17 protein-coding genes are annotated in these 25,091 nt (G+C 71.3%); 11 read left to right on the top strand and 6 right to left on the bottom strand.

What is annotated here, in order from left to right; all coding sequences use genetic code 11:
- The first annotated feature begins 15 nt into the window (after window positions 1–15).
- The 3 genes from NYZ98_RS15850 (at window position 16) to NYZ98_RS15840 (ending at window position 10,706) form a co-directional block, all read left to right on the top strand.
- Complete coding sequence (locus tag NYZ98_RS15850) at window positions 16–3,687, top strand: LamG domain-containing protein (protein WP_262843543.1); 3,672 nt, start codon at window positions 16–18, stop codon at window positions 3,685–3,687.
- Window positions 3,688–3,792: 105 nt separating this feature from the next.
- A complete protein-coding gene (locus NYZ98_RS15845) occupies window positions 3,793–10,125 on the top strand; it encodes an RHS repeat domain-containing protein (RefSeq protein WP_262843542.1) in 6,333 nt (2,110 codons plus the stop codon).
- 59 nt (window positions 10,126–10,184) lie between these two features.
- Entirely contained in the window at window positions 10,185–10,706 is a 522-nt protein-coding gene (locus tag NYZ98_RS15840; protein ID WP_262843541.1) for a hypothetical protein, read from the top strand.
- A 26-nt stretch (window positions 10,707–10,732) separates the two neighbouring features.
- On the opposite strand, the gene NYZ98_RS15835 is transcribed toward NYZ98_RS15840, so the two are convergent.
- Together NYZ98_RS15835 and NYZ98_RS15830 are read right to left on the bottom strand one after the other, a co-directional pair.
- The gene (locus NYZ98_RS15835; RefSeq protein WP_262843540.1) at window positions 10,733–11,788 is read right to left on the bottom strand and encodes a serine hydrolase domain-containing protein; all 1,056 of its coding nucleotides are present in this window, start codon (window positions 11,786–11,788) and stop codon (window positions 10,733–10,735) included.
- 119 nt (window positions 11,789–11,907) lie between these two features.
- Window positions 11,908–12,531 carry a TetR/AcrR family transcriptional regulator gene (locus NYZ98_RS15830; protein ID WP_262843539.1) on the bottom strand — a complete coding sequence of 208 codons (624 nt, stop codon included), beginning with the start codon at window positions 12,529–12,531 and terminating at the stop codon, window positions 11,908–11,910.
- A gap of 48 nt (window positions 12,532–12,579) precedes the next feature.
- Here NYZ98_RS15830 and NYZ98_RS15825 point away from each other — a divergent pair, with 48 nt between their 5' ends.
- On the top strand, window positions 12,580–13,530 hold the full coding sequence (locus NYZ98_RS15825) for an NADP-dependent oxidoreductase (RefSeq protein WP_262843538.1): 951 nt from the start codon (window positions 12,580–12,582) through the stop codon (window positions 13,528–13,530).
- A 14-nt stretch (window positions 13,531–13,544) separates the two neighbouring features.
- Here NYZ98_RS15825 and NYZ98_RS15820 read toward each other — a convergent pair whose 3' ends face one another.
- Both NYZ98_RS15820 and NYZ98_RS15815 read right to left on the bottom strand, forming a co-directional pair.
- Window positions 13,545–14,678: a DUF4214 domain-containing protein gene (locus NYZ98_RS15820; RefSeq protein ID WP_262843537.1), complete on the bottom strand. Its 1,134-nt coding sequence runs from the start codon at window positions 14,676–14,678 to the stop codon at window positions 13,545–13,547.
- Window positions 14,679–14,805: 127 nt separating this feature from the next.
- Entirely contained in the window at window positions 14,806–15,804 is a 999-nt protein-coding gene (locus tag NYZ98_RS15815; protein ID WP_262843536.1) for a zinc-dependent alcohol dehydrogenase family protein, read from the bottom strand.
- A gap of 92 nt (window positions 15,805–15,896) precedes the next feature.
- Here NYZ98_RS15815 and NYZ98_RS15810 point away from each other — a divergent pair, with 92 nt between their 5' ends.
- Complete coding sequence (locus NYZ98_RS15810) at window positions 15,897–16,232, top strand: ArsR/SmtB family transcription factor (RefSeq protein ID WP_262843535.1); 336 nt, start codon at window positions 15,897–15,899, stop codon at window positions 16,230–16,232.
- Between the two features lie 37 nt (window positions 16,233–16,269).
- Here the strand turns inward: NYZ98_RS15810 and NYZ98_RS15805 are convergent, their stop codons facing one another.
- Window positions 16,270–17,115, bottom strand: coding sequence for an NAD(P)H-binding protein (locus tag NYZ98_RS15805; RefSeq protein ID WP_262843534.1), 846 nt, complete (start codon window positions 17,113–17,115; stop codon window positions 16,270–16,272).
- A 157-nt stretch (window positions 17,116–17,272) separates the two neighbouring features.
- On the opposite strand from NYZ98_RS15805, the gene NYZ98_RS15800 reads away from it, so the two are divergent.
- Window positions 17,273–17,746, top strand: a complete 474-nt coding sequence (locus NYZ98_RS15800) for a MarR family winged helix-turn-helix transcriptional regulator (RefSeq protein WP_262843533.1) — start codon at window positions 17,273–17,275, stop codon at window positions 17,744–17,746.
- Between the two features lie 66 nt (window positions 17,747–17,812).
- On the opposite strand, the gene NYZ98_RS15795 is transcribed toward NYZ98_RS15800, so the two are convergent.
- The gene (locus NYZ98_RS15795) at window positions 17,813–18,310 is read right to left on the bottom strand and encodes an FBP domain-containing protein (RefSeq protein ID WP_262843532.1); all 498 of its coding nucleotides are present in this window, start codon (window positions 18,308–18,310) and stop codon (window positions 17,813–17,815) included.
- 74 nt (window positions 18,311–18,384) lie between these two features.
- On the opposite strand from NYZ98_RS15795, the gene NYZ98_RS15790 reads away from it, so the two are divergent.
- From NYZ98_RS15790 to NYZ98_RS15770, 5 genes are all read left to right on the top strand, one after another.
- The gene (locus NYZ98_RS15790) at window positions 18,385–18,954 is read left to right on the top strand and encodes a TetR/AcrR family transcriptional regulator (RefSeq protein WP_262843531.1); all 570 of its coding nucleotides are present in this window, start codon (window positions 18,385–18,387) and stop codon (window positions 18,952–18,954) included.
- 309 nt (window positions 18,955–19,263) lie between these two features.
- Window positions 19,264–20,295, top strand: a complete 1,032-nt coding sequence (locus tag NYZ98_RS15785) for a polysaccharide deacetylase family protein (RefSeq protein ID WP_262843530.1) — start codon at window positions 19,264–19,266, stop codon at window positions 20,293–20,295.
- Between the two features lie 172 nt (window positions 20,296–20,467).
- Window positions 20,468–20,902, top strand: coding sequence for a Fur family transcriptional regulator (locus tag NYZ98_RS15780; protein ID WP_262843529.1), 435 nt, complete (start codon window positions 20,468–20,470; stop codon window positions 20,900–20,902).
- Between the two features lie 34 nt (window positions 20,903–20,936).
- Window positions 20,937–23,168, top strand: coding sequence for a catalase/peroxidase HPI (katG, locus tag NYZ98_RS15775; RefSeq protein ID WP_262843528.1), 2,232 nt, complete (start codon window positions 20,937–20,939; stop codon window positions 23,166–23,168).
- Between the two features lie 320 nt (window positions 23,169–23,488).
- Window positions 23,489–25,081 (top strand): RICIN domain-containing protein, encoded by a 1,593-nt coding sequence (locus NYZ98_RS15770; protein ID WP_262843527.1) that lies wholly within the window; start codon window positions 23,489–23,491, stop codon window positions 25,079–25,081.
- Window positions 25,082–25,091: the final 10 nt, after the last annotated feature.

Genomic DNA, 25,091 nt, shown 5'->3' with positions numbered 1-25,091 from the left:
GCGAGGGGACAGACCATGGCCGGGGGTACGGCACGGGGCCGGCGGGTGGCCGCCGCCGTGGCCGTGGCGGGGGCGTTGCTGACGGCGGGGGTCCCCGCCGCCTCGGCGGACGGTCCCGCCGTCGCGACGGCGGACGGCGTGAGGCGGGCCGCTCCCGATGGTGCCGCCGGGCGGCTCACCGAGGCGCGGCGGGCGTCGGGCCGGGCCGCCGAGACCGGGGAGCCGGTCGAGGTGACCTCGGCCAGGACCGAGTTCACCACCACCTACGCCAACCCTGACGGCGGCTCGTTCCGCCTGGAACAGTCCAGCGTGCCCGTCCGGGTCAAGGGAACGGACGGCGCGTGGGTGCCGCCCGACGACACGCTCGAACGGCACGCCGACGGAAGCGTCGGGCCACGCGCCGCCGCCGTGCGGATCGCCTTCTCCGGGGGCGGCGACGGCGCCCGGCTCGTCACGATGACGCGTGACGGCCGGACCCTGTCGCTCGGCTGGCCGGGCACCCTCCCGGCGCCGGTGCTGGACGGGCCGAACGCCACCTACCCGGGCGTGCTGCCCGGCGTCGACCTCAGGATGACCGCGACGACCGAGGGTTTCCGCCAGGTCCTGGTGGTCACGACCGCGGCGGCCGCGGCCAACCCCGCGCTCAGGCGGATCCAGTACGCGGTCACGTCCTCCGGGCTGAAGGTGGAGCAGACCGAGGACGGCGGCATGTCCGCGAGCGACGGGAACGCCACCGAGGTGTTCACCTCGCCGCCCGCCGCCATGTGGGACTCCACCGGCGACGCCGCCGCGGGCCAGGCCGGCGCGGCGAAGCGGCCCGCCGGGCGCGCGCTCGCCGCCACCACGGACGCCACCACGGAGGCGGACGCCGCCGACGGCCCGGCCCCCGGCGCCGGGCACGCCGAACTGCCCATCCAGGTCGGTGAGGACACCCTCACCCTGGTCCCCGACGTCACGCTGCTCCAGCAGCAAGACCAGGCCGCCTACCCCGTCTACATCGACCCGAGCGTCACCTGGGGCGAGACCGACAGGACGTTGCTGCGCTCGGACGGCTACACGTCCTACAACTGGGGCAACGGCTCCGGCAACCAGGGGGAGGGCGCCGGCCACTGCGGCACCTGGCAGGGCTACTACTGCGGGCCCGGCTACACCCAGCGGCTGTACTTCCAGTTCTCGCCGGCCAGTCTCAAGGGCAAGCGGGTGCTGAGCGCGACGTTCCGCGTTACCGAGCCGTGGGCGTTCCAGTGCTCACCCCGGTGGGTCGACCTCGTCCGCACCAACAACGTCTCGTCGTCCACGACCTGGGCGGGCCGGCCCAAGGAGCTGGACTGGATGGTCGACCGCGACGTGTCGGCGGGCCGGGGCTCGGCGTGCGACCCGGACCAGCCGGCCGCGCCGATCGACTTCGCCGACAACTCCGCCGAACCCAACGAGAACCTGACCCCGACCGTGCAGGACTTCGCGGCGGGCAAGTTCTCCAAGCTGACGCTGGAGGTGCGCGCGCACGACGAGAGCGACACCTCCGCCTGGAAGCGGTTCAGGAACGACGCCGTGCTCGTCGTGGACTACGTGGGGGTGCCGGCGGCGGCGACCGGGATCGGCCTGGTGACCGGCTCCGGCACGATCTGCGAGACCAAGGAGACCGCGCCCGCGGTCGTCTCCGACCCCACGCCCCTGCTGGCGGCGGTCCCGCAGACCGCCCCGGGCGGCGAGCCGGGGGCGATGCTGCGGGCCGGGATGCACATCGCCAAGAAGAGCGGCACCACCTGGGCAGACGCCATGGCCATCACCGAGCAGCCGACGACCGGGCACGTCGGCGACAACGTGAAGGTCACTAGGTCGGCGCCCATGCTGACCGAAGGGGTGCTGTACCGCTACCGGGCGTGGACGCGCTCCTACTACAGCAACTACACCAAGTTCGTGTCCGGCCCCTCCAACGACACCACCGTCGGATGGTGCTACTTCAAGGTCGACCCGACCGCGCCGAAGGCGCCCGTGGTCACGCCCGGCGCCCCGTACACCGCGTGCACCACCACGGCCTGCGCGCCGGCCGGCGGCCCCGGGCAGGGTTCGGCGTTCACGTTCGCGCCTGCGGCCGGCGACGCCGGCAACGTGTCGTACCAGTACCGCCTGTCCACCAGCCCGGCCTGGTCGGCGCCGATCACGGGGTCCACGGTCAAGCCCGTGATCACCCCGCCGGCGTCCGGCACGATCAGCCTGTACGTCCGCGCCAGGGACAACGTCGGCAGGGACGGCGCCACCACCGTCGTGGACTTCCTGGTCGCCGCGGGCTCCGGGCCCGTCGGCCGCTGGCACTTCGACGAGGACGGCGGGGCCGCCGTCGACGCCACCGGCGTGGCGGGCCACAACGCCACGCCGTCCGCCGGCGCCGTACGGGACGGGCGGGGCCGCCGCGGCGAGCTGCCGGCCACCGGGCCGGACAAGGGGCTGAGCCTGAACGGCACCACGGGGTACGCGGCCACCCCCGGACCGGTGCTGGAGACGCGCTCGGCCTACACGGTCGCGGCCTGGGCGCGGATCGACAAGACCACCTCCCACGGCATCGTGCTGTCGCAGGACGGCGCCGGAGGCTACACGCCCTTCAACCTGTACTACGACAAGGACCGCGTGTCCTACTGCTTCGGGGTCAAGGAGAAGGACGAGGCGAACGGCAAGGCGTACTCCGGGGTGTGCGCGAAGGACAACGCGGCCCAGGTGAACGCCTGGACCCACCTGGCCGGCACCTACGACCCGGCCACGCAGCGCCTGAGCCTCTACCTCAACGGCCTGCTCCAGGGCACCACCACCGCGGCCGGCTCGTGGTCGGCCACCGGCCCGCTGGAGATCGGCCGGTACAAGTGGGCCGGCACCTTCCAGTACTACTTCCCGGGCTCCATCGACGAGGTCGCCGCCTGGCAGCGCGTCCTGACCCCTGAGGAGATCGCGAAGGAGGCGCGGTCGGAGTCGGCGGCCACGGGCGACAACGACGTGGAACTGGTCGCGGACTGGGATCCCGCGGGCGCCACCGGGGCCACGCTGCCCGACACGCTCTCCGGATACGGCCGCCCGCTGACGCTGGCCGACGGCGCGTCGCTGGACGGCGAGAGCCTGGCCCTGGACGGCGTGGACGACGCGGCCACCACCCCCGGTTCGGTCGTCGACGACACCGGCTCCTTCACGGTGACCACCAAGGTCGAACTCGACCGGGACAAGGTCCTCGCGATGCCGATCGGGTCCATCGGCCAGGTGGCCGGGCAGCGCACCGCGGACGGCACCTCGTGGGGGATCTGGTTCGAGCTGACCGGCAAGGAGACCCGGCTCGACGACGACGGTGACGAGATCAGCGTCCCGGTCGGCTTCTGGCGGTTCGGCCGGGTCGCCAAGGACGGCACCAGGACCTGGGTGAGCTCCGACGAGGAGGCGAGCCTGGACAGCCCCGTCCGGCTGACCGGCGTGTACGACGCCCTGGCCCCCACCGGGACGGTCGTGCGGCTCTACGTCGGCCACGAACAGAACGACCTCGACATGGTGTACACCGCGACCCCGGGTTCGGGTGAGTTCGCCGCCGGCAAGGGCTTCGGCGGGACCTCCTGGAAGTACTTCCTTCCGGCGCGGATCAGCGACCTGCGGCTCTGGGCGGGCGCCATGTCCGATTCCGACCAGATGGACGCCGTCATCGGCGACTGACGGTGGCGCGGGGACCGGCGACCCCGGTCCCCGCCCTCCGGCACATCTGCTTTCTTCCGGTCTGTCGGCCGGCCTTAATGTTCGTCCTCTTGAGGAGGTTGCGTCATGAGCGCGCCTGGAATACGTGCTGCCCTGGTGGCCGCGATGGCGGTGGCGATGTCATTACCCGTGGGAGTGACGCCGGTGGCGTACGCGGCCGGTCCACCCGGCGCCCCCGCCGTGCCGAGGCAACGGGTCAGCGAGGTCAGGGCCATGGACGCGACCGGGGCCAAGAAGTCCCGCGAGCACGCCGCCGCGTCCAGGGCACGCGACGACGCCTCGGCCGGCCGGGCGGCCAGGGAACGCGCGGCCACCCGGTGGCCGGACGCCGGCGCGGCACAGGTCCCCGCCGGCGCGGCGGGCGTCACCGTGGGCGGGCTGCCCGTCACCCTGGCACCGAAGGCCGGCGCCGCCCCCGGCCCGGCCCGCGTCCAGGTGCTCGGCCGCGCGGCCACCGAGGCCGCCGGAGTGGACGGCGTGCTGCTGACCGTGTCGGCCCCGGCCCCGGGCCAGGCGGACCTGAGCGTCGGCTACGCCTCCTTCGCCTCCACCTACGGCGGCGGCTGGAGCGGCCGGCTCCGGCTCGCGCTGCTCCCCGCCTGCGCGCTGACCACCCCTGAGCTGGCGGAGTGCCGCACGCGGACCCCCCTGGACTCGGTGAACGCCTACACCGCGCAGACCCTCTCCGCGCCGGTCACCCTCGGCGCGTCACCGGCCGTGCTGGCCGTGGCCGCCGACGCCGCAGGCGTGGGCGGCGAGGCCCCCGACGGATCGGGGAACTTCGCGGCCACACCGCTGGCCGCGTCGTCCACCTGGGAGGCGGGCGGCGGCGCCGGCTCCTTCACCTGGTCCTATCCGATGACCCCGGTCGAGCCCGCCGCCGGACCCGCGCCCTCCCTCGACCTGTCCTACGACTCGGGCGGCGTCGACGGGCACACGGCGACCAGCAACAACCAGGGCACCTCGGTCGGCGAGGGCTTCGACCTGGCGGCCACCTCCTACATCGACCGCCAGTACGCCTCCTGCGACGAGGACGGCCACGACAAGCAGTACGACGAGTGCTGGAAGTACGACAACGCCTCACTGGTGCTCGACGGCAGGTCGAGCGAGCTCGTCAAGGACGACACAACCGGCAGGTGGCGGCTGAGGAACGACGACGCCTCCACCGTCACCCGCTCCCCGGGCGCCGACAACGGCGACGACGACGGGGAGTACTGGACCGTCGTCACCGGGGACGGCACCAAGTACGTGTTCGGCCTCAACAAGCTGAGCGGCGCGGGCACGCAGCGCACCAACTCGGTGTGGACGGTCCCGGTGTACGGCGACGACTCCGGCGAGCCCGGGTACACCAAGGGCGACGCCTTCGCCGACCGCGCCGTCACCCAGGCGTGGCGGTGGAACCTCGACTACGTCGAGGACACCCACGGCAACGCCATGTCGTACTGGTACACGCCCGAGACGAACTACTACCGCAAGAACAAGTCCGACACCGCGAGCGCGGTCTACACGCGCGGCGGCCACCTCGACAAGATCCTCTACGGGCAGCGATCGGACACCCTGTTCACCGCAGACGCCCCCGACAGGGTGACGTTCTCCTACAGCGAGCGCTGCACGGCCGCCGACTGCTCCAGCCTGACCAAGGCCACCGCGCAGAACTGGCCCGACGTCCCCTTCGACAGCATCTGCTCGAAAGACGAGGCCAAGGCCGACTGCCTTCCCGAGGGCCCCGCCTTCTTCTCCCGCGAACGGCTGGTGAAGATCGAGTCATCGGTCCTGTCGGGGACCGCGTACAAGCCGGTCGACTCCTGGGCGTTCACCCAGAAGTACCTGGACGGCGGCGACATCGGCAACTCCTCCGACCAGACGCTGACCCTGGTCTCGATCGTGCGCACCGGCTCCACCGCCGGCTCGGGCGCGCCCCTGCCGCTCGACCCGGTCTCGTTCACCTACCTGACCCGGCCCAACCGGGTCGCCGGCGGCACCCAGCCGGGCGGCGGCAACATCCTGCCGCTGACCAGGCCGCGCGTCGAGACGGTCACCTCGGAGACCGGCGCGATCACCACGGTCTCCTACAACGAACCCGAGTGCGTGCGCGGCTCGCAGATGCCGAAGGCGGAGGACGACAACGCCTCGCTGTCCTGCTACCCGCAGTTCTGGCACGTCAACGGCGCCACCGACGCGTCCGTCGACTGGTTCAACAAGTACCGCGTGATCGCGGTGAACACCGCCGACCCGGCGGGGGACAACCCGCCGGCCGAGTACTCCTACGACTACCAGAAGCCGGCCTGGCACTACGACGACAGCCCGTTCACCCCGGCCGACGAGCGCACCTGGTCGACGTGGCGCGGCTACCAGCAGGTCACCACGTACACCGGCGCCCTCGGCGAGACCCGGGGCAAGAGCGTCTCGGTCTACATGCAGGGCATGAACGGCGACCGGCTGCTCAAAGCCGGCAGCCCGAGGACGGTCGACCCCGACAGGCGGCGCGCCGTCTCGGTGCCCGGGACCGACCTCACCGGGCTCGACGTCCCCGACCTCACCGACGCCGGGCAGTACGCGGGCGTCCCCCGCGAGGTGATCACCTACGACGGTTCCGCCCCGGTCGACGTCACGGTCGACGACCCCTGGTCGGCCAGGACCGCGACCCAGCACAAGTCGTACGCCGACACCGAGGCGTACTACGTGCGCACCGGCAGGACGTCGCGGCACACCTACCTCACCGTCCCCAAGACCTGGCGCACCACCACCACCTCCACGACGTACGACGGCTACGGCATGGCGGTCAGGCAGGACGCCACGGGCGACACCGCCAAGAGCGGCGACGAGACCTGCACCCGGACCTGGTACGCGCGCGACGACGGCAAGGGCATCACCTCGCTCGTCTCCCGCACGCGCGAGGTCGGGCGCGCCTGCTCGGTGAGTGAGGCCGGCCTGTCGCTGCCCGCCGACGGCACCGCCCCGGGCGACGTGCTGTCCGACGTCGCCACCGTCTACGACAACGCCGCCGCCACCGGCTGGTCGGCGAGCCAGAAGCCCACCAAGGGCGAGGAGTCCTGGACGGGGCGGGCCACCGGCTACCCGGCGGCCGTCACCGGCGACGACCGCCCGCCGACCGGCTGGCAGCGCACGGACAAGACCACCTTCGACACGCTGGGCAGGCCGCTGGTCGTCACCGACGCGGGCGGCCACCCCACCACCACCGCCTACACGCCGGCCGGCGCGGGCGTCCCCGCCAAGACCGTGGTCACCAACGTCAAGCAGCAGAAGGTCACCACCTTCCTCGACGGGACGCGCGGCCTGCCGGTGCGCACCTACGACCCGGGCGACGCCAAGACCGAGCAGACCTACGACGGCCTCGGCAGGCTGACCGGGGTGTGGCTGCCCGACCGGAGCAAGGACGGCGGCCAGAGCGCCAGCCTCACCTACTCCTACGTGTTCCAGCGCGGCAAGGCGCCGTCGATCGGGACCGGGACCGTCAAGTCGTCCACCACCGCGACCTGGTCGTACCAGATCTTCGACTCGCTGCTGCGGCCCATGCAGACGCAGGCGCCCACGCCGAACGGCGGCCGGCTGCTCTCCGACACCCGCTACGACGCGCGCGGCCTGGCCTACGAGACCTACACCGACATCTTCGACTCCAAGCAGACGCCGAACGCCGTCTACACCCGGGAGGAGTACGGCCAGGCGCCCAAGCAGACGAGCGTCGTCTTCGACGGCGCGGGACGTCAGACCACCAGCACGTTCTCCACGTTCGGGGTGCGCAAGTGGTCGACCACGGCCACCTACACCGGTGACTCCACCGCCACCACCGCGGTCACCGGCGGCAAGGCCTCCCGCACCATCACCGACGCGCTGGGGCGCACCGTCGAGAGCCGCGAGTACAACTCGCCCTCGCCCGCCGACACCGGGTACGGCTCCCAGTCGTCCAGCGGCTACGTCTCCACCGCTTTCACCTACACGCCCGGCGGCGACCAGCGTGCCGTCACCGGCCCCGACGGCGCCGTCTGGTCCTACACCTACGACCTGTTCGGGCGGCGGACCGGCATCACCGACCCCGACAAGGGCGCGAGCACCGTCAAGTACGACGCGCTCGACCAGACCGACACGGTCACCGGCGCCAACGGCTCGGTGCTGCTGTACGGCTACGACGATCTCGGCCGCAAGACCGGGCTGTGGTCCGGGGCCCGCACCGACGCGGGCAAGCTCGCCGCCTGGACCTACGACACGGTGGCGCCGGGCCAGCTGACCTCCGCGACAAGCTACGACGGCGGGGTCGCGGGCAAGGCGTACACCAGGAAGGTCCTCGCCTACGACCCGCAGTACCGCGCGACCAGCACCGAGATCGACATCGCACCGGACGACCCGCTGGTCACCTCGGGGGCGGTGAAGTCCTCCTACACCTTCGGCAGCGACTACAACCTCGACGGCACCCTGAAGAACTCCACCCAGCCCGCCGCCGGGGGCCTGGCCGGCGAGACCGTCGGCCTGACCTACACGCCGACGGGGCAGGTCGCCGGGATCACCGGCACCAGCGACTACCTCCAGACGGCCTCCTACGACGCGCTCGGGCAGGCCCAGCAGTTCACCCTCGGCCTGTCGGGGGCCACCGACGCCAAGAAGACCTACATCAACAACACCTTCGAGGAGGGGACCGACCGGCTGACCAGGTCCTTCGTGACCATGCCCCAGTCGGCGCCGGTCAAGCCGCAGGACCTGACCTACCACTACGACGACGCGGGCAACGTCACCGAGATCGCCGACACCCCGACCCAGGACGGCGGGGGCGGGACCGACTTCCAGTGCTTCGGCTACGACGGCCAGCGCCGCCTGACCGAGGCGTGGACGCCGGCCACCGACGACTGCACCGGCACGACCCTGGGCGGCGCGGCCCCGTATCGCACCGGGTACACCTACACCAGCGCGGGCCTCCGGGCCACGGAGACGCGGTACAACGGGTCCACCGCCACCACCTCGACCTACTGTTACGGCGACGCCGCCAAGCGGCACGCCCTCACCGCGGTCACGGCCGGCTCCTGCGCCACGGCGCCCGCCACCTACTCCTACGACAAGTCAGGGAACACGCACACGCGCGACGGCCAGGTGCTGACCTGGGACGCGCAGGGCCGCATCGCCACCCTCACCCAAGGGGCCCGAACGACCGCCTACCTGTACGACGCCGACGGGTCCCTGCTGATCCGCCGGGCCGTGGGCGACGGGGAGAGCGTGCTGTACCTCGGCGCCACCGAGATCCACTCCAAGAAGACGGGAAGCGCCGTCACCACCTGGGGCACCCGCTTCTACGCGGCGGACTCCCAGGTGCTCGCGGTGCGCACCACGCAGGGCGGGACGAACAAGGTCTCCTTCCTCGCGGGCGACGCGCACGGCACGTCGTCGCTGGCGGTCGAGGCGAGCGGCCAGGCCGTCAGCAAGCGCTACACCACCCCGTTCGGCGGGCCGCGCGGCACCGCGACCGGCGGCGGCTGGCCCGACGACAAGGGGTTCCTCGGCAAACCCGCCGATCCCGACACCGGGCTGACCTACGTCGGGGCCCGCATGTACGACCCGGTGATCGGCAGGTTCCTGAGCGTCGACCCCGTCCTGTCCACCGACCAGAGCCAGTCGCTCAACGGCTACTCGTACGGGAACGACAACCCGGCCACCTTCAGCGACCCGACGGGCGAGGAGATCGGGTCCAAGCCCAACTCCTGCCAGTACGACCTGAAGTACTGCACGAAGAAGGTGCAGGAGGATGTCGGCTACGACCCGAAGACGGGCAGGGCCACCCCGCCCAAGCACAAGAAGCCCAGGCCCCGGCCGTCCCCGACGCCGAACCGGGCACCGAAGCCGCCGCCCGGCGGGTGCTTCTGCCACGGGACCGGCAAGGTCAACCTGCTGACCGCCCTGCTGTGGCACCCGTTCCACTGGGGCAACAACGCCAACGGCGCGAACGCGCTGGCCCTGACGTTCACCGTGCTGCCGGGCTTCGGCCACATGGGCTGCGAGCGGCATTCCCGGCAGTACGTCTGTTACGGCGGCTCGCCGGGGTTGGACCAGCCGATGACGGTCGGGGACGTCCTGTTCTACCCGTACTCCAAGAAGGACTACCAGCAGAGGCTCCACGACGAGAAGCAGCGCCGGGACGACATCGCCCAGGTCGCCGGCCGCGAGGTGGCGGACGAGTTCGGGCCGGACCTGGAACGGCACGAGGCCGTGCACTCCAGGCAGTGGGCGAACTCCGTCTCGGCGACCGACTTCATCGCCAGGTACACGACGGCCGCCGGGGTCTCGAAGCGCAAGTACGGTAACTCCGCGGCCGCCAACAAGTTCGAAGTGGACGCCAACCTGTTCTGGGGCGACTACACACAATGGGCGCCCGTGCACTTCGGGCCGATCCCGTAGGAAACACTTTCCAGCCGGTCTCGCAGGCTTCGGGTCGGCTCCGTAAGAGAAGGGGAACGATGACGCGCGGGAGAAGACGAGGGCTCGGGTACGCGGCCGTGGCCCTGCTCGCCCTGGCCTTCTCCGGCGCGGGCTGCACGCCCGCACCGAAGGGCGTCCTCGCCGTCGAACGCCTCGAAGGCGGCGGCGCGCGGCTGCTGCTGGCCGGGTGCCCCGGCTACCTGGCGCGGGACTTCTCCGTCATCGCCGACACCGGCGATGACGGGGAGGCCGCCGCGTGGAGCGTGCACAACGGCGGCTGGACCGCGGGGGTGCGCGACATCCGGGTCTTCCAGGACCCGCCCGAGGGCTGGGTGTCCACGGGCGGCACCCTCACCGAGCTGCGAAAAGGCGTCCCCTACGTCGCCGGCGTCAACGGCGGCGTCCGGAACAGGGGCCTGAACGGACGGGTGCCCTTCACGGCCGAGGACCTCGCGGCCCTTGAGCCCGGGGAGGTGCTGACCTGGGCCGGAGGCGAGAAGAACACCACGACCGCCCGGGACGTCTTCCTCCACGGCGACCTGGTCCGCTGCGAACCATGACGACGCGCCCGGCCGATTGGACGAGGTCACCGGGGGTGGAAGTGCGTGTCCAGGAGGTCGGTGAAGGTGGGCAGGAAGTCGTTCCAGTCGCCGTTCAGGTTGCTCACCAGGGTGCGGGTGCCCTGCCGGTCGCCCATCGCGTACGTCATCGAGCCCTTGATGAAACCGCCGCCGCCCCAGAGCGTGATCCCGCAGGGGAGCGTCTGGGAGTAGACGCCGAGGCCGTACCCGGTGTCGGGGACCCAGTCCGAGCCCTCCGTCGAGACGGTGGTGAACATCTCCTCCTGCTGCGCGGGCGGGAGGAGGTCGCCGCCGAGCAGGGCGACCAGGAAACGGTGCAGGTCCGAGGTCGTCGAGACCATGCCGCCTGCGGCCCAGGCCCAGCTCAGATCCGCCTCGGTCACGTCGTGGATCTTCACGTCGTGACCGGGTTCCTCCTCCCGGCTGTAGTGGCGGGCGTGCGGCTCGCGGAGGGTGTTGCCGGCGCCGGGAAGGTAGGTCCCGGTCAGGCCCAGCGGCACGGCGACGCGGCTCTCGATCTGGTCCGCGAGCGTCGAGCCGGTCACGTGCTCGACGATCATTCCCGCGAGGTTGTAGTTGACCTTGGAGTAGATGAAGCGTGTGCCGGGTGCCTCGGCAGGCGGGGTCTCCTGGTCGAGGATGGCGTCGGGAAGCCCACTGGTGTGGTTGAGCAGCCGTCTGACGGTGATCGTGGTGCCGTCCGCGCCGAGGTGCTCCTCCACGACGCCGGGCAGCCACCTGGCCACCGTGTCGTCCAGGGTCAGGGCGCCGTCGGCCACCAGCCCCAGGACCACCGTGCCGGTGAACGCCTTGGTGAAGCTGCCGATGCGGAAGTGCTCGCCCGGCCGGCGCTCGCGACCGGTCGCCAGGTCGGCCACCCCCGCCGCGCCGAACCACGGCGTCGAGGTGCCCGATCTGATCTCGGCGACGATGCCGGGCCCGCCGCCGCCGGCCACGGCCTGGTCGAGCAGGCGCTGGATCTCGGGATGGCCACGGTCGGCCTCGGAGACACCGGGGGCGGCCGGCGCGCCGGAGGGGACTGGTAAGTCGTTCGTGTGCATGTAAGCAACCCTAGTTGACTAATCCGAAGTTAGTCAACGCAAGTTGCTTAAGGGGGTGACGGCCTCCACCGGCCGGAGGCCGTCACCTGGCGGCCCACGGAATGATCACGGATTCCTCGCTACCCCCTGGACAGCGGCAGCCGGACGGCCGGCGGAAGCGGGGCCGGGACAGGCTCGGCCTGGAACGACTGGATCATCAGGGCCGCGAAGCGGCGCGACGCCGCCACCCGCATCTCGGGCGGCTCGACGCGGATGCCCTCGTTCGCCATCAACGCCAGGCTGATGTCCTCCAGCACGAAATCCCCCCGAAGGGAGCCCGCCTCCTTCGCGCGCCGCACCAGTTCGAGCAGCAGGCGCAGCGTGCGGTCGCGGTCCTCGGCGAGGCCGGCGGCCGGGGAGGGCTGGGAGGTGAACGCGCGGGCGAAGCCCCGGTCGAGGGCGTGCATCTCCATGAGCCTCTCGATCACCAGGCGGAACCCGCTCCACGGGTCGCCCGCGGCCAGGCCCTCCTCCACGACCGCCGAGCACGAGGCCATCTGCTCGGCGAAGGCCTCGGCCAGCAGCGCCTCCTTGGTCTGGAAGTGCCGGTAGACCGTCGCGACGCCGACCTCGGCCCGCCGGGCGATCTCCCGGATCGGCACCTCGAGGCCCTCGGCGGCGAAGGCCGCGCGGGCGACCGCGAGGATGCGCTCGCGGTTGTCGCGGGCGTCCGAGCGGAGCTTCGTTACCACTTGGGGCGTCACCGCTCTCACTTTAGCCAAACGGACGGGGTGCTCCGTTAACGTCGGCGCATGAGAGCGATCCAGTTCACCGAATACGGCCCGCCCGGCGTCCTGCACGTCGCCGAGGTGGCGGCGCCGCACGCCGGACCAGGCGAGATCCGCATCGCCGTACGTGCCTCCGGGATCTCGCCCGGGGAGACCTACATCCGCTCAGGGACCATGCGCGACGTGATACCCACGACGTTCCCGTACCGGACCGGGTTCGACGCCGCGGGAGTGGTGGACGAGGTCGGCGACGGCGTCACGGATGTGGGCGTCGGCGACGAGGTGTTCGGCATGGCCGACTCGGCCGTGCGCGGCGCCAACGCCGACTTCGCGGTCCTGGCCTACTGGGCGCCCAAACCGGCCGCGTGGAGCTGGGCGGAGGCGGGCGGCGCCGCGGGCAACGTCGAGACCGGCACCCGGGTCCTCGACCGGCTCGCGGTCGGCGCCGGGGACACCGTGCTCGTACAGGGCGCGGCCGGCGGGGCCGGCACCGTCGCCGTCCAGCTCGCGCTCGCGCGAGGCGCCACCGTCATCGGCACCGCGAGCGAGCGCAACCACGACTTCCTGCGTTCCCTCGGCGCCGAGCCGGCGACGTACGGGCCGGGGCTCGTCGAACGGATCCGCGCGCTGGCCCCCGGCGGCGTGGACGCGGTGTTCGACTGCGCGGGAGGGGCGCTCCCCGACCTGGTCGCCATCGCCGGCGACCCCGCGCGCGTGGTCACGATCGCCCCCGACTTCACCGCGGCCGCCCACGGCGTCCACCTGTCGCACGGAGCCCCCGCCGGCGAAACGGACACGATCATCGGAGCCGCCGACCCCCTGGCGTCCCACGGCCTCGCGATCGCCACCACCCTCGCCGAAGAGGGCCGCCTCCACATCCCGATCGCCGCCACCTTCCCCCTCACCGAAGCCCCCGCCGCCCACGAACTAAGCGAAACCCACCACGCCCGCGGCAAAATCGTCCTACTGACCTGACCTGACCGGCCTGGCTAGCGCAGCGCTTCCAACCTCGGCAGTAACCCTGAATTGAATTCGGCCGACTTCAGTACGCCGCTGACGAGGTCGGTGCGGGTGGTGCCTGCTTTGAGGGCGGTCAGGACGCCGGTCATGCCGTCGGAGCCTGGGGTGCGGAACAGGATGCAGCCGTAGAGTTTGCGGGCGAACTGTTCGTTGGAGATGGTGGTCTTCTGGTAGCCGAAGAATGCCGTGTACGTTTGCGGCACGGTGAGGACGCCGGTGCGGAGTTGCTTGACCCAGAGGTTGAAGCCCGGGTCGTCCGGCTCCTCGACGTCCAGCACGCAGCTGTAGAGCATGTCGACGAACGCGGGCACGGACGCCGGAAGCGGGGGCGTGTCAGGGGACGGCGGCAGGGGGGTGCCGGCGCATTCGGTTCGCAGGTCCGGCTCGACCAGGGGGTCGGCCGAATAGCGGTTGAACGTCGAGGAGTGGACCACCTTGTCGTCCTGGTACTCCTCCCACTTCACCAGGCCCAGGCCCTTGGCGTAGTACATCTTCTCGTAGATGTCGGCTCCGCCGGGGTAGCCGTAGTCGTACCTCAGCACGATGACGTCCTGAACGCCGACGGTGCCGCCCAGGTCGTATTTGGGCAGCCGCGCTTCCAGCACATTGGTGTACGGGTAGAAACCGCGCGTGGTCGGGGTGCAGCCGCCGGTGCCGAACGAGAACGACTGGATGTAGTTGTTCTTCACCGAGATGCGTTCACCGACGGCCATCGAGCGCTTCATCCACCGGCCGTTGGTGAACGTGTAGCTGCCCGGTACGGGGGAGCCGCTGTGGTCCTCTCTCAGGTAGATGTATTTGGCGTCGTAGGTGTAGGTCTCGTAGGCGTCGGCCGCCCACTTCACCAAATAGGCCCGCGGGCCGTCGTACGTCTGGCTGATCGCGTGGCCGCCGGTCAACGCCCGCTTACGCGTGTTGAGAAAGTACGACAGGGTGTCCACGACCTTGGCGTGCCGGACCGCCGTGGCCGGTGCGGGGATCGTCCGGGCCGAGTCCGCCACGGTGGCGGCCGACGCGACGGCGGCCGGATTCGACACCGCTACCCACCCCGCCGCCATGACGCCGACCAGCGTGGTGATGGTGAATGGTCTTCTCGCGGTCAAGCTACCTGTTCCTCTTTCTGGGGTTCGGTCCGCAGAAGTGATCTTCGCGGCTCGCGGAGAAGGTAGCCGGTCCCGCTGTCGTGCGTCTGTCGTGCGTCTGTCGTCCGGCCGGGCGCGCTGGCGGGTGTCAGTGGGCCACGGTGACCACGATCTTGCCGAAGCGGTCGCCGGACTCCATGTGCCGGTGGGCCCGCACGATCTCCTCCAGGGGGAACAGGCGGTCCACCACCGGCCGGAAGGCCCCGGTACGCAGGCCCGAGGCGACGAACGCCGCCGCGCGACGCAGCCGCCGGGGGTCCTTGGTGGTCTCCAGCACCGTGTAGGTGCGCACGTTGAGCGCGGGCATGCCCAAGGTGAATCCCGGATACGGCGTCGGCTCCCCGCTCAGCGCCCCGTACAGGAACAGCGTGCCGCCCGGGGCCACCGCGCGCGCCAGGCCGGTCACGCCCGGCCCGGCGACGGCGTCGAGAACGTGCTCGACGCCCCTGCCGCCCGTCAGGGACAGCAGCCTGGCCGGCACGTCCTCCTCGCCGGAGACGATCACTTCGGCCGCGCCCTCCTTGAGCAGCCGTTCCTTCTTCTCGCCGGTGCGGGTGACGGCGATCGGCATGGCCCCGACCCGGTTGGCGGTGTGGATGGCGGCCAGGCCGACGCCGCTGGAGGCGGCGTTCAGCGCCACCACGTCGCCCGCGCGCATCGACCCCACCTCCACCAGGGCGCCGTACGCGGTGAGGTAGGGCATCCACACCGAGGCACCGGCCACCGCGTCCACCCCGTCGGGGCGGGGCAGGAGCGCGGCGGCGGGGACGATCGCGCGCTCGGCGTAGACGCCGTAGTCGTTCTGCGAGAAGGCCGGCACGCTGCTGACCGCCTGCCCCTCCGCGAACCCGGTCACGCCGGGGCCGACCGCCTCGACCACACCGGCGGCCTCGGCGCCGAGCCGTGCGGGCAGCCGCTCGACCGGCTCGATGTACCGGCCGCTCCGGAACAGCGCCTCGGCCCTGTTGATCCCGATGGCGTCCACCCGGATCCGCACCTCGCCCGGTCCCGGTTCGCCCGGCTCCAGATCCTCCAGCCGCATGACCTCCGGCCCGCCGACCTCGTGGAACCGCACCGTCCGCGCCATCACATCGTCCTTCCGCCCGCTGGTGAACGTGATCCAATGTCGCGCGGAAGTACGACCGCTGTCAAACTTGATGAGTATCGTACTATTGGCCCATGGGACGTACGCCGCCGCACCCAGAGGTGTCGCAGTTCGACCTCCAGCAGGTGCTGGAGGCCCTCGTCGATCCGGTTCGCCGGAGCATCGTCACGCAGCTCGACGCCGCGGCCGAGGACGTCAAGTGCGGCGCGTTCGACATGCCGGTCAGCAAGTCCACCGCCACCCACCACTTCAAGACGCTGCGCGAGGCGGGCCTGATCCGGCAGTACTACGTCGGGACCTCGCGGATGAACGCCCTGCGCCGCGCCGAGATGGACGAGGCGTTCCCCGGCCTGCTCGACGCCCTCACCACCCGCCAGGCGAGGGGCGGCCTGGCAGGTCACACCGGATAGCGCGGCGGCGTCCTGGACGTCCAGCGGATCGAGCGCCCTACCCCGCCTCGAAGCGGGCGCGATCGGCATGGGCCCATTCACCGAACGTACGGCCGGGGTGGCCGGTGATCCGTTCGACGGTGTTGGTGAGGGGAGCAGGTACGCCGACGGCCGCGGCGGCGACGTCCAGCAGCACCTCCAGGACCGGTTCGGGCATCCAGGGGGCGCGCCGGGCCAGGGCCTGCTCGCGGGTCAGCTCCTCGACCGGGATGGGGGTGCCGAGGACGTCGCCGAGGATGCCGGCGACGTCGCGCAGGCGCAGTGACTCCGGACCGGTGAGCACGTGCATCCTGCCGCGATGCGTGTCCCGGGTGAGCAGCTCCGCGGCCACCTCGGCGACGTCGTCGAGGTGGATGGGCGAGACCTGCGCGTCGGGGTAGGCGATGCCGACGCTCTCCCGGGCGCGGATCCGCTCGCCCCAGTCGCGGAACGCGTTCGTGGCCAGCCAGCTCGGATACACCACGGTGTGGCGCAGGCCCGACTCCTCCAGCGACCGTTCCGCCGCGCGGTGGACGAGCCCGATGGGCCGGTCGTACTCGCCCGCCTCGTAGGCCGCGGGTGAGGACAGCAGCACGACGTGGCGCACGCCCGCCTCGCGCGCGGCCGTGAGGAAGGCGCCGGCGTCACCGCGCGTGGGGTAGAGGAAGACCGCGTCGACGTCCCGTAACGCCTCCTTCGCGTTGTGCGGGCGGGTGATGTCCAGTTCGACGGCGACAGCACCCGAAGGCGGCCGCACCGCCGCCGCGTCCCGGGCCGAGCCGCGCACGCGGTGCCCGCCTTCGGCCAGCTTGGCGATGACGCGGCCGCCGATGTTGCCCCGGGCCCCGGTTACGAGGATGGTCATGTCGCCCCTGTTCGGCCGCCGGGCTGCCCGCAACCCGGTGAGCGGCGGACGAGCGACGCTCGGCGAGAGGGGTCCTCGGCTACGATGAGCTCAAAGCTGATTTGCTTTGGCAGCAAAATATGTTTGGTAGCAAATGTATATGGGAGGGAGCCGGAAGATGTCAACCGAACGCCGGCCGGACGGTGCCGGTCCGAGCGTCGACGACGCGATCCGGGCGCTGCTGCTGCTCATGCCGCGCATGATCGGGCGGGTGAAACGGGTTCCCGTCCCCGACGAACTCCAGTCCCTGGCGCTGGGGCCGAGGCACCTGTCGCTGCTGTCGTACCTGCTGTTCGACGGGCCGATGACGGTGAACGAGCTGGCCGCCCGCCTGGAGGTCGCGCCGACGACGGCGAGCCTGATGGTCGGCGAGCTCAGCCGTAAGGGCATCCTGCGACGGCAGGAGGACGACGACGACCGGCGCCGCAGGATCGTCAGCATCGCCGACGCCGAACGGCCGGCCATCGACGCCTGGCTGGCACGCGGTGCCGTCGCCTGGCGCCAGGCGCTCGAACCGCTGACACCCGCCCAGCGGCGGATGTTCATCGACACACTGCTCGCGTACGAGAACGCGGTCGAAGGCCGGTCGTGAACACCGTCCCCGCCTGAGGTGGCTCGGTGGCGACGGGGCCGTGCCCGTGTTCCCCGGCTCGCGTGGTCAGGCGACGACCTTGCCCAGGAAGGAGTACAGGTGGGCCCGGGTGCGGGCGATCTTCTGCTCCAGGGTGAGGGTCTCGTCGACGACACCGGCCCCCGCGGCCTCTTTCTTCCCGCGCGTGTAGAGGGAGCAGGCCAGGTCGGTGCACAGGTACTGCCCGACCGAGTTGCCCTGGCGACCGGCCTCGCCGGTCCGGCGCGCGGTCATCAGGGCCACGCCGCCGCCGGTGTGCGTGGTCAGGCACAGCGAGCACATGCTGCGCGCGGTGAAGCCGCGCGAGCCCCCGGAGGTCGCCCGCAGCGCGATGCCGACGAGCGGGCCGTCGCGCTCGGCCACCAGGTAGGCGCGGTCGGGCGCGCCCGGATCCCGCCAACCGAGGAAGTCGAGGTCCTCCCATGGATGGTCCGCGAGGTCCCTCGGGAGGTTGAGGCGCTGGGTCTCCCCCTTGGAGCAGTTGACGAATGACGAGCGGATGTCGCGCTCGGTGACGGGTCTCATGAGCGGCGACGCTAGCCTCCCTACGAGTAGTATGCAAATACTTAAAAGCTGTAAGCGGGCGAGAAGGGCGGCGGATGGCACGCGCGGGAGTGACGGCGGAGCGCCTGACCCAGGCGGCGGCGGACCTGGCCGACGAGATCGGCTTCCAGAACGTGACCGTCTCGGCGCTCGCGCGCGGTTTCGGCGTCAAGCCCGCGGCGCTGTACTTCCACATCAGGGACGCGCGGGACCTGAGGGTCCGGTTGGCCGCGCTGGCCCTGACCGAGCTCGCCGACAGGGCCGCCGCCGCCCTGGCCGGCCGGGCGGGCAAGGACGCGCTGGTGGCCTTCGCGAACGCCTACAGGGAGTACGCCAAGGAGCATCCGGGGCGGTACGCCGCGGCGCAGGTCGAGATCGACCCCGGCGGCCCGGCGGCCGTCCCCGCGCGCCGGCACGCGGAGATGACCCGGGCGATCCTGCGCGGTTACGACCTGCCGGAGCCCGACCAGACGGACGCGGTGCGGATGCTCCACAGCACCTTTCACGGGTACGTGAGCCTGGAGACGGCGGGCGGGTTCTCCCACCACCCCCGCGAGGCGGACGCCTCGTGGCGCAGGACCCTGGACGCACTCGACTCCGTCCTCAGGAACTGGCCGCCGGCCTGATCCCTGGCGCGGTTCACCAGGAATGGCGTGCCGGGTGGCTTTCCGAAAGGTTTCGGAACCATTCATTGCACTGTGTGGGCTTTGACATGGGCTAAACCGGTTAACCTGCCCGAAATCTTTCATGCGTTTCTTGACACATTTCACACCCCTATCCAGAATGAGGCAGCAGACAGGGCTCTGCTCGCCTCACCCGGGTGACCAGCGAAGGAACCGCGCGACCAGCCGTGGTTCCGCGCGTTTCCGTACGTCTACGCCGCGGCCGTACGTGTGCCCCACCGTTCAGCTCGATGTTCCAGTGGAGGAACAAGAATGATCGACAATGCGGCCATCGCCGGCACCGGCCGAGCACGCCGCTCGCGCATCCGGATCTCATTCGTGGTGGGCCTTCTCGCGATTCTCGGCGCGGCGTTGGCTGTGACCTCCTCACCCGCGGCCCAGGCCGCCGCCTGCAGCGCCGGATATGTCGGACTCACTTACGACGACGGACCGAACCCCAGCAACACCAGCAATCTGCTGAACGCGCTACGGCAGAACGGCTTACGGGCCACCATGTTCAACATCGGGCAGAACGCCCAGAACAACCAGGCCCTGGTCCGGGCCCAGCGAGACGCCGGCATGTGGATCGGCAACCACAGCTGGACCCACCCTCACCTCGTCAACATGAGCAGCTCCCAGATCCAGTCGGAGCTCCAGCAGACCCAGGCGACCATCCAGCAGGCCACCGGAACCGCGCCCCGGCTGTTCCGCCCGCCCTACGGCGAGACCAACGCGACGCTCCGGTCGGTCGAACAGCAGCTCGGCCTCACCGAGATCATCTGGGACGTCGACTCCCAGGACTGGAACGGCGCCAGCACCTCCGCGATCGTGCAGGCCGCCGGGCGGCTGCAGAACGGCCAGATCATCCTGATGCACGACCAGTACGCGACCACGCTCCAGGCGATCCCGCAGATCGCGGCGAACCTGAGCAGCCGCAACCTGTGCGCCGGCATGATCTCGCCCTCCACCGGCAGGGCCGTGGCGCCCGACGGCGGCACCCAGCCGACCAGCACTCCGACGCCCACGTCGGGTGGCGGCAGTTGCACGGCCACCGTCACCGCGGGTCAGCAGTGGAGCGACCGGTTCAACCTGTCGGTGAGCGTCTCGGGCAGCAGCAGCTGGATCGTCACGGTGACGCTGCGCAGCGCGCAGCAGGTCATCGCCACCTGGAACGGCACCCCGAGCTGGGACGGCACCGGGAAGATCATGACAATGCGGCCGAACGGCAGCGGCAACACCTTCGGCTTCACCGTCCGGCACGGCGGCGACTGGACCTGGCCTACGGTCTCCTGCCGGACCGGCTGAGCCCGGCCCCGGTCCACCAGGTATCCGACGCGGCCCCCGCACATCGCGGGGGCCGCTTCATTGTCTTTTCCCGAGGTCACCATCGGGGGGCGAACCTCGCCGGTACGGCAGCCAGCCTTGCACGATTCGTTGTCTTGAATCATTCGCGTTTGTGGCGCTAGGGTGTGACGCCATGACCGCCTCCCGGACTCCGACCACCGCCGAGGAACTGCGCGGTGCCGGCCTGCGGGTGACGGCCGCCCGCGTCGCACTGCTCGAGACCGTCCGGGACGGTGACCACCTCGACGTCGAGGCGCTCGCCTCCGGGGTGCGCGCCCGCGTCGGCCACGTCTCCCTGCAGGCCGTGTACGAGGCCCTGCACGCGCTCACCGCGGCGGGACTCGTCCGCCGCATCGAACCGGCCGGCAGCCCGGCCCGTTTCGAGGGGCGTGTCGGCGACAACCACCACCACGTCGTGTGCCGGTCCTGCGGTGTCGTCGCCGACGTCGACTGCGCGGCCGGCGAGACGCCCTGCCTCACCGCGTCCGACGGTCACGGTTTCGCGATCGACGAGGCCGAGGTCATCTACTGGGGCCTGTGCCCCGACTGCTCCACCCGCACTCCCTGAAACCCCGTGATCCGCCTGCTCCGGAAGGATTCCCATGTCCGAGAACCATGACGCCATCGTCACCGACTCCAAGACGGACGGCGGAGGTGAGTGCCCGGTCGCGCATGGGCGCGCGCCGCACCCGACGCAGGGCGGCGGCAACCGCCAGTGGTGGCCGGAGCGGCTCAACCTGAGGATCCTCGCCAATAACCCCGCCGTGGCCAACCCGCTCGGCGAGGGGTTCGACTACGCCGAGGCGTTCACGTCCCTGGACCTCGCGGCGGTGAAGCGGGACATCGCGGAGACGCTGTCGACCTCGCAGGACTGGTGGCCGGCCGACTACGGCAACTACGGCCCGTTCATCATCCGGATGGCGTGGCACAGTGCGGGCACCTACCGGATCAGCGACGGCCGTGGCGGCGCCGGGGCCGGTCAGCAGCGGTTCGCCCCCCTCAACAGCTGGCCGGACAACGCCAACCTCGACAAGGCCCGCCGCCTGCTGTGGCCGGTCAAGAAGAAGTACGGCCAGAAGCTCTCCTGGGCCGACCTGATGATCCTGGCCGGCAACGTCGCCCTGGAGTCGATGGGCTTCACGACCTTCGGGTACGCCGGCGGCCGCGAGGACGTGTGGGAGCCCGACGAGGACGTCTACTGGGGCCCCGAGTCCACCTGGCTCGACGACCAGCGCTACACCGGTGACCGCGAGCTCGAGAACCCCCTGGCCGCGGTCCAGATGGGCCTCATCTACGTCAACCCCGAGGGCCCGAACGGCAACCCCGACCCGCTGGCCTCGGCCCGCGACATCCGTGAGACGTTCCGCCGGATGGCGATGAACGACGAGGAGACGGTCGCCCTGATCGCGGGCGGGCACACCTTCGGCAAGACCCACGGCGCCGGCCCGGCCGACCACGTCGGCCTCGACCCCGAGGCCGCCTCGCTGGAGGAGCAGGGCTTCGGCTGGAACAACACCTACCGCACCGGCAAGGGGGGCGACACGATCACCAGCGGTCTGGAGGGTGCGTGGACGAACACCCCGGTGACGTGGGACAACAGCTTCTTCGACATCCTCTTCGGCTACGAGTGGGAGCTGAGCAAGAGCCCCGCGGGCGCGCACCAGTGGAAGCCGAAGGGCGGCGCCGGCGCGGGCACCGTCCCCGACGCCCACGACCCGTCCAAGTCCCACGCCCCGACGATGCTGACGACCGACCTCGCGCTCCGCGTGGACCCGGTCTACGAGCCGATCTCGCGGCGCTTCGCCGAGGACCCGGCCGCGTTCGCGGACGCCTTCGCCCGCGCGTGGTTCAAGCTGACCCATCGCGACATGGGCCCGGTCGTGCGCTACCTCGGCCCGGAGGTCCCGGCCGAGACGCTGCTGTGGCAGGACCCCCTGCCCGTGGTGAGGCACGAGCTCATCGGCGCCGAGGACGTCGCCTCCCTCAAGGACCGAATCCTCGCCTCCGGCCTGCCGGTGTCCCGGCTGGTGTCCACCGCCTGGGCGTCGGCGTCGTCCTTCCGAGGCGGTGACAAGCGCGGCGGCGCCAACGGCGCGCGTGTCCGCCTGGAGCCGCAGAACGGCTGGGAGGTCAACGACCCCGACCTGCTGGCGACGGTGCTGCGCGCCCTGGAAGGGATCCAGGCGGACTTCAACGCCGCCCAGACCGGCGGAAAGCGGGTCTCGCTCGCCGACCTGATCGTGCTCGCCGGCGGCGTGGCCGTCGAACGGGCCGCCAAGGACGCGGGCTTCGACGTCGAGGTCCCCTTCACGCCGGGCCGCGTGGACGCCTCGCAGGAGCAGACCGACGTGGAGTCGTTCGCCGCGATGGAGCCCGCCGCCGACGGGTTCCGCAACCACCTCGGGAAGGGCGGCCTGTTGCCGGCCGAGTACCTGCTGATCGACCGGGCGAACCTGCTGACCCTCAGCGCCCCCGAGATGACGGTCCTCGTCGGTGGTCTCCGCGTCCTGGGCGCGAACTCCCAGCAGTCGCCGCTCGGCGTCCTCACCACGACCCCCGGGGTGCTGACCAACGACTTCTTCGTCAACCTGCTCGACCAGGGCACGAAGTGGAAGGAGACCTCCGGGGACGCGAACACCTTCGAGGGCCGCGACTCCGCCACCGGTGAGCTCAGGTGGACCGGCAGCCGCGCCGACCTCGTCTTCGGGTCGAACTCCGAGCTGCGCGCCCTCGCGGAGGTGTACGCGAGCGACGACGCCAAGGAGAAGTTCGTGCGCGACTTCGTCGCGGCATGGGTCAAGGTCATGAACCTCGACCGGTTCGACCTCGTCTGACCGTTCCGGCCACGACGGCCAGGCGGGCCCGGACGGGCCCGCCTGGCCGTTTCTCGTTCGCGGCGGCCGTTCGCGGCGGCGGCGCGCCCGGCGGGCGGGGGAGTACGCGTCGCCGGTGGGGTGGCCGATGAAAGTTTCCTTTTTCACCGGCGGGCGGCCAGGGCGGTGAGGTGCGGGATCAGGGCGCGGATCGGAGGGGGACGAGGGGTGGGTTGACGGGAGGAAAAGGGCTCCTTACCGTGTGGATCGTTCACGCTTTTGGACATCATCCACATATGTGAACTCACCCCAGGGGAAGACCCGCGAAGGGAGTCCTGACCATGACAGGAACGATGAGGGTGGGTGTGCGGCCCGGTGCGTTGCTGGCCGCCGGCGCCCTGCTGGTCTCCGGGGTGGTGGCGATGTCCTCGGCGGCCTCCGCCGCCGCCCCGGTGGCCGGGGGGAGCTACCGGCTGGTCAACGCGGGCAGCGGCCTGTGCGCAGAAGTGCCGGGCGGGAGCACCGGGGACGGTGTCCAGCTCACGCAGAACGCCTGCGCCGGCGCCGGGCAGACCTTCACGCTCACCTCGGTGAGCGGCGGCTACCGGCTGGTGGCCGCGCACAGCGGCAAGTGCCTCGGCGTCAGGGACGCCAGCACCTCGGCGGGCAAGGCCGTGCAGCAGGAGACCTGCACCGGCGCCGCGTCCCAGACCTGGAGCGTCACGGTGTCCGGCTCCCAGTACCGGGTGGTCAACGCCAACGGCGGCAAGTGCCTGAACGTCAAGGACAACGCCACCTCGGCCGGCGCCCTGTTACAGCAGAACTCCTGCGACTCGGTGTCCACAAAACTGTGGGGGTTCGAGACGGGGAGCGGCGGCCCGACGACGTCCCCCACCCCGTCGGCCACCCCGACCGGTCCGACGCCGACCCCGACGCCCACGACGAGCAGCCCTCCAGGCAACGCGAGCGGCCTGGTGGGGTTCGCGGCCACGACCGGGTACGGGCGCACCGGCACCAACGGCGGGTCGGGCGGCCCGACGGTGACCGTCGGCACCTACGCGCAGCTCGCGGCGGCCGTCGCCGACGACGCGCCGAGGATCGTCCGGGTGTCCGGCACGATCAGCGGCGGCGGCGCGGACATGCTGGACGTCGGGTCGAACAAGACCATCATCGGCGTCGGGACCACCGCCACGATCGACGGGTTCGGGTTCGACGTGAACGGCTGGGGCCCCGACGAGGTGGCGTGGGGCGGCGACCTCTGCGACCCCGCCGAGAAGGACAGGTTCACCCACGTGCAGAACGTGATCATCCGGAACCTGAGCTTCAGGAACTCGGCCGACGACTCGGTCAACGTGCAGTGCTACTCCCACCACGTGTGGGTCGACCACAACACCTTCTACCCGGCCTACGACGGCTCGGTGGACATCAAACGCGGGTCCGACCTGGCCACGGTCTCGTACAACCGGTTCGCTGGCACCGACAAGTCGATGCTGCTCGGCCACAGCGACGGCAACGGCGCCCAGGACACCGGCTACCTGAACGTCACCTACCACCACAACTGGTTCGACGGGTCGGCCACCCGGCACCCCCGGGTGCGGTTCGGGTACGCCCACGTGTTCGCCAACTACGTGAGCGTCAGCGACTACTTCCTCGGCCTCGGCGTGAGCGGCCGGATCTACGCCGAGAGCAACTACGTCAAGGGCGCCAAGACCATCACCCAGGACTTCGGCGACACCCGGCTGACCTGGACCGCCAGCAACCACTACGACATCGCCACCATCACGCGGGCCAACTCCAGCGGCAGCACCATGAGCGACTGGCTCCGCGCCGACGGCAGCGTCTCGCCGCCGCCGTACTCCTACTCGGCCGGCTCGGCCTCCGCCACCCCGCCCTCGGCCGGCGCCGGCGTCAGCGGCGCGGACACCATCCCGTAACGTCCGGGAC

Source organism: Sphaerisporangium corydalis (genome assembly GCF_025506355.1).
GTDB lineage: Bacteria > Actinomycetota > Actinomycetes > Streptosporangiales > Streptosporangiaceae > Sphaerisporangium > Sphaerisporangium corydalis.
The sequence above is the reverse complement of the archived record's forward strand: the minus strand, read 5'-3'. Positions and strand labels throughout refer to the sequence as shown.

Bases quoted from the DNA above. Each gene is read 5' to 3' on its own strand.
- NYZ98_RS15780 (WP_262843529.1), top strand. From the start codon at position 20,468: ATGACCGCCTCCCGGACTCCGACCACCGCCGAGGAACTGCGCGGTGCC.
- NYZ98_RS15845 (WP_262843542.1), top strand. From the start codon at position 3,793: ATGAGCGCGCCTGGAATACGTGCTGCCCTGGTGGCCGCGATGGCGGTG.
- NYZ98_RS15805 (WP_262843534.1), bottom strand. From the start codon at position 17,115: ATGACCATCCTCGTAACCGGGGCCCGGGGCAACATCGGCGGCCGCGTC.
- NYZ98_RS15800 (WP_262843533.1), top strand. From the start codon at position 17,273: ATGTCAACCGAACGCCGGCCGGACGGTGCCGGTCCGAGCGTCGACGAC.
- NYZ98_RS15835 (WP_262843540.1), bottom strand. From the start codon at position 11,788: ATGCACACGAACGACTTACCAGTCCCCTCCGGCGCGCCGGCCGCCCCC.
- NYZ98_RS15785 (WP_262843530.1), top strand. From the start codon at position 19,264: ATGATCGACAATGCGGCCATCGCCGGCACCGGCCGAGCACGCCGCTCG.
- NYZ98_RS15850 (WP_262843543.1), top strand. From the start codon at position 16: ATGGCCGGGGGTACGGCACGGGGCCGGCGGGTGGCCGCCGCCGTGGCC.
- NYZ98_RS15840 (WP_262843541.1), top strand. From the start codon at position 10,185: ATGACGCGCGGGAGAAGACGAGGGCTCGGGTACGCGGCCGTGGCCCTG.
- NYZ98_RS15790 (WP_262843531.1), top strand. From the start codon at position 18,385: ATGGCACGCGCGGGAGTGACGGCGGAGCGCCTGACCCAGGCGGCGGCG.
- NYZ98_RS15795 (WP_262843532.1), bottom strand. From the start codon at position 18,310: ATGAGACCCGTCACCGAGCGCGACATCCGCTCGTCATTCGTCAACTGC.
- katG (WP_262843528.1), top strand. From the start codon at position 20,937: ATGTCCGAGAACCATGACGCCATCGTCACCGACTCCAAGACGGACGGC.
- NYZ98_RS15810 (WP_262843535.1), top strand. From the start codon at position 15,897: ATGGGACGTACGCCGCCGCACCCAGAGGTGTCGCAGTTCGACCTCCAG.
- NYZ98_RS15815 (WP_262843536.1), bottom strand. From the start codon at position 15,804: ATGGCGCGGACGGTGCGGTTCCACGAGGTCGGCGGGCCGGAGGTCATG.
- NYZ98_RS15825 (WP_262843538.1), top strand. From the start codon at position 12,580: ATGAGAGCGATCCAGTTCACCGAATACGGCCCGCCCGGCGTCCTGCAC.
- NYZ98_RS15770 (WP_262843527.1), top strand. From the start codon at position 23,489: ATGACAGGAACGATGAGGGTGGGTGTGCGGCCCGGTGCGTTGCTGGCC.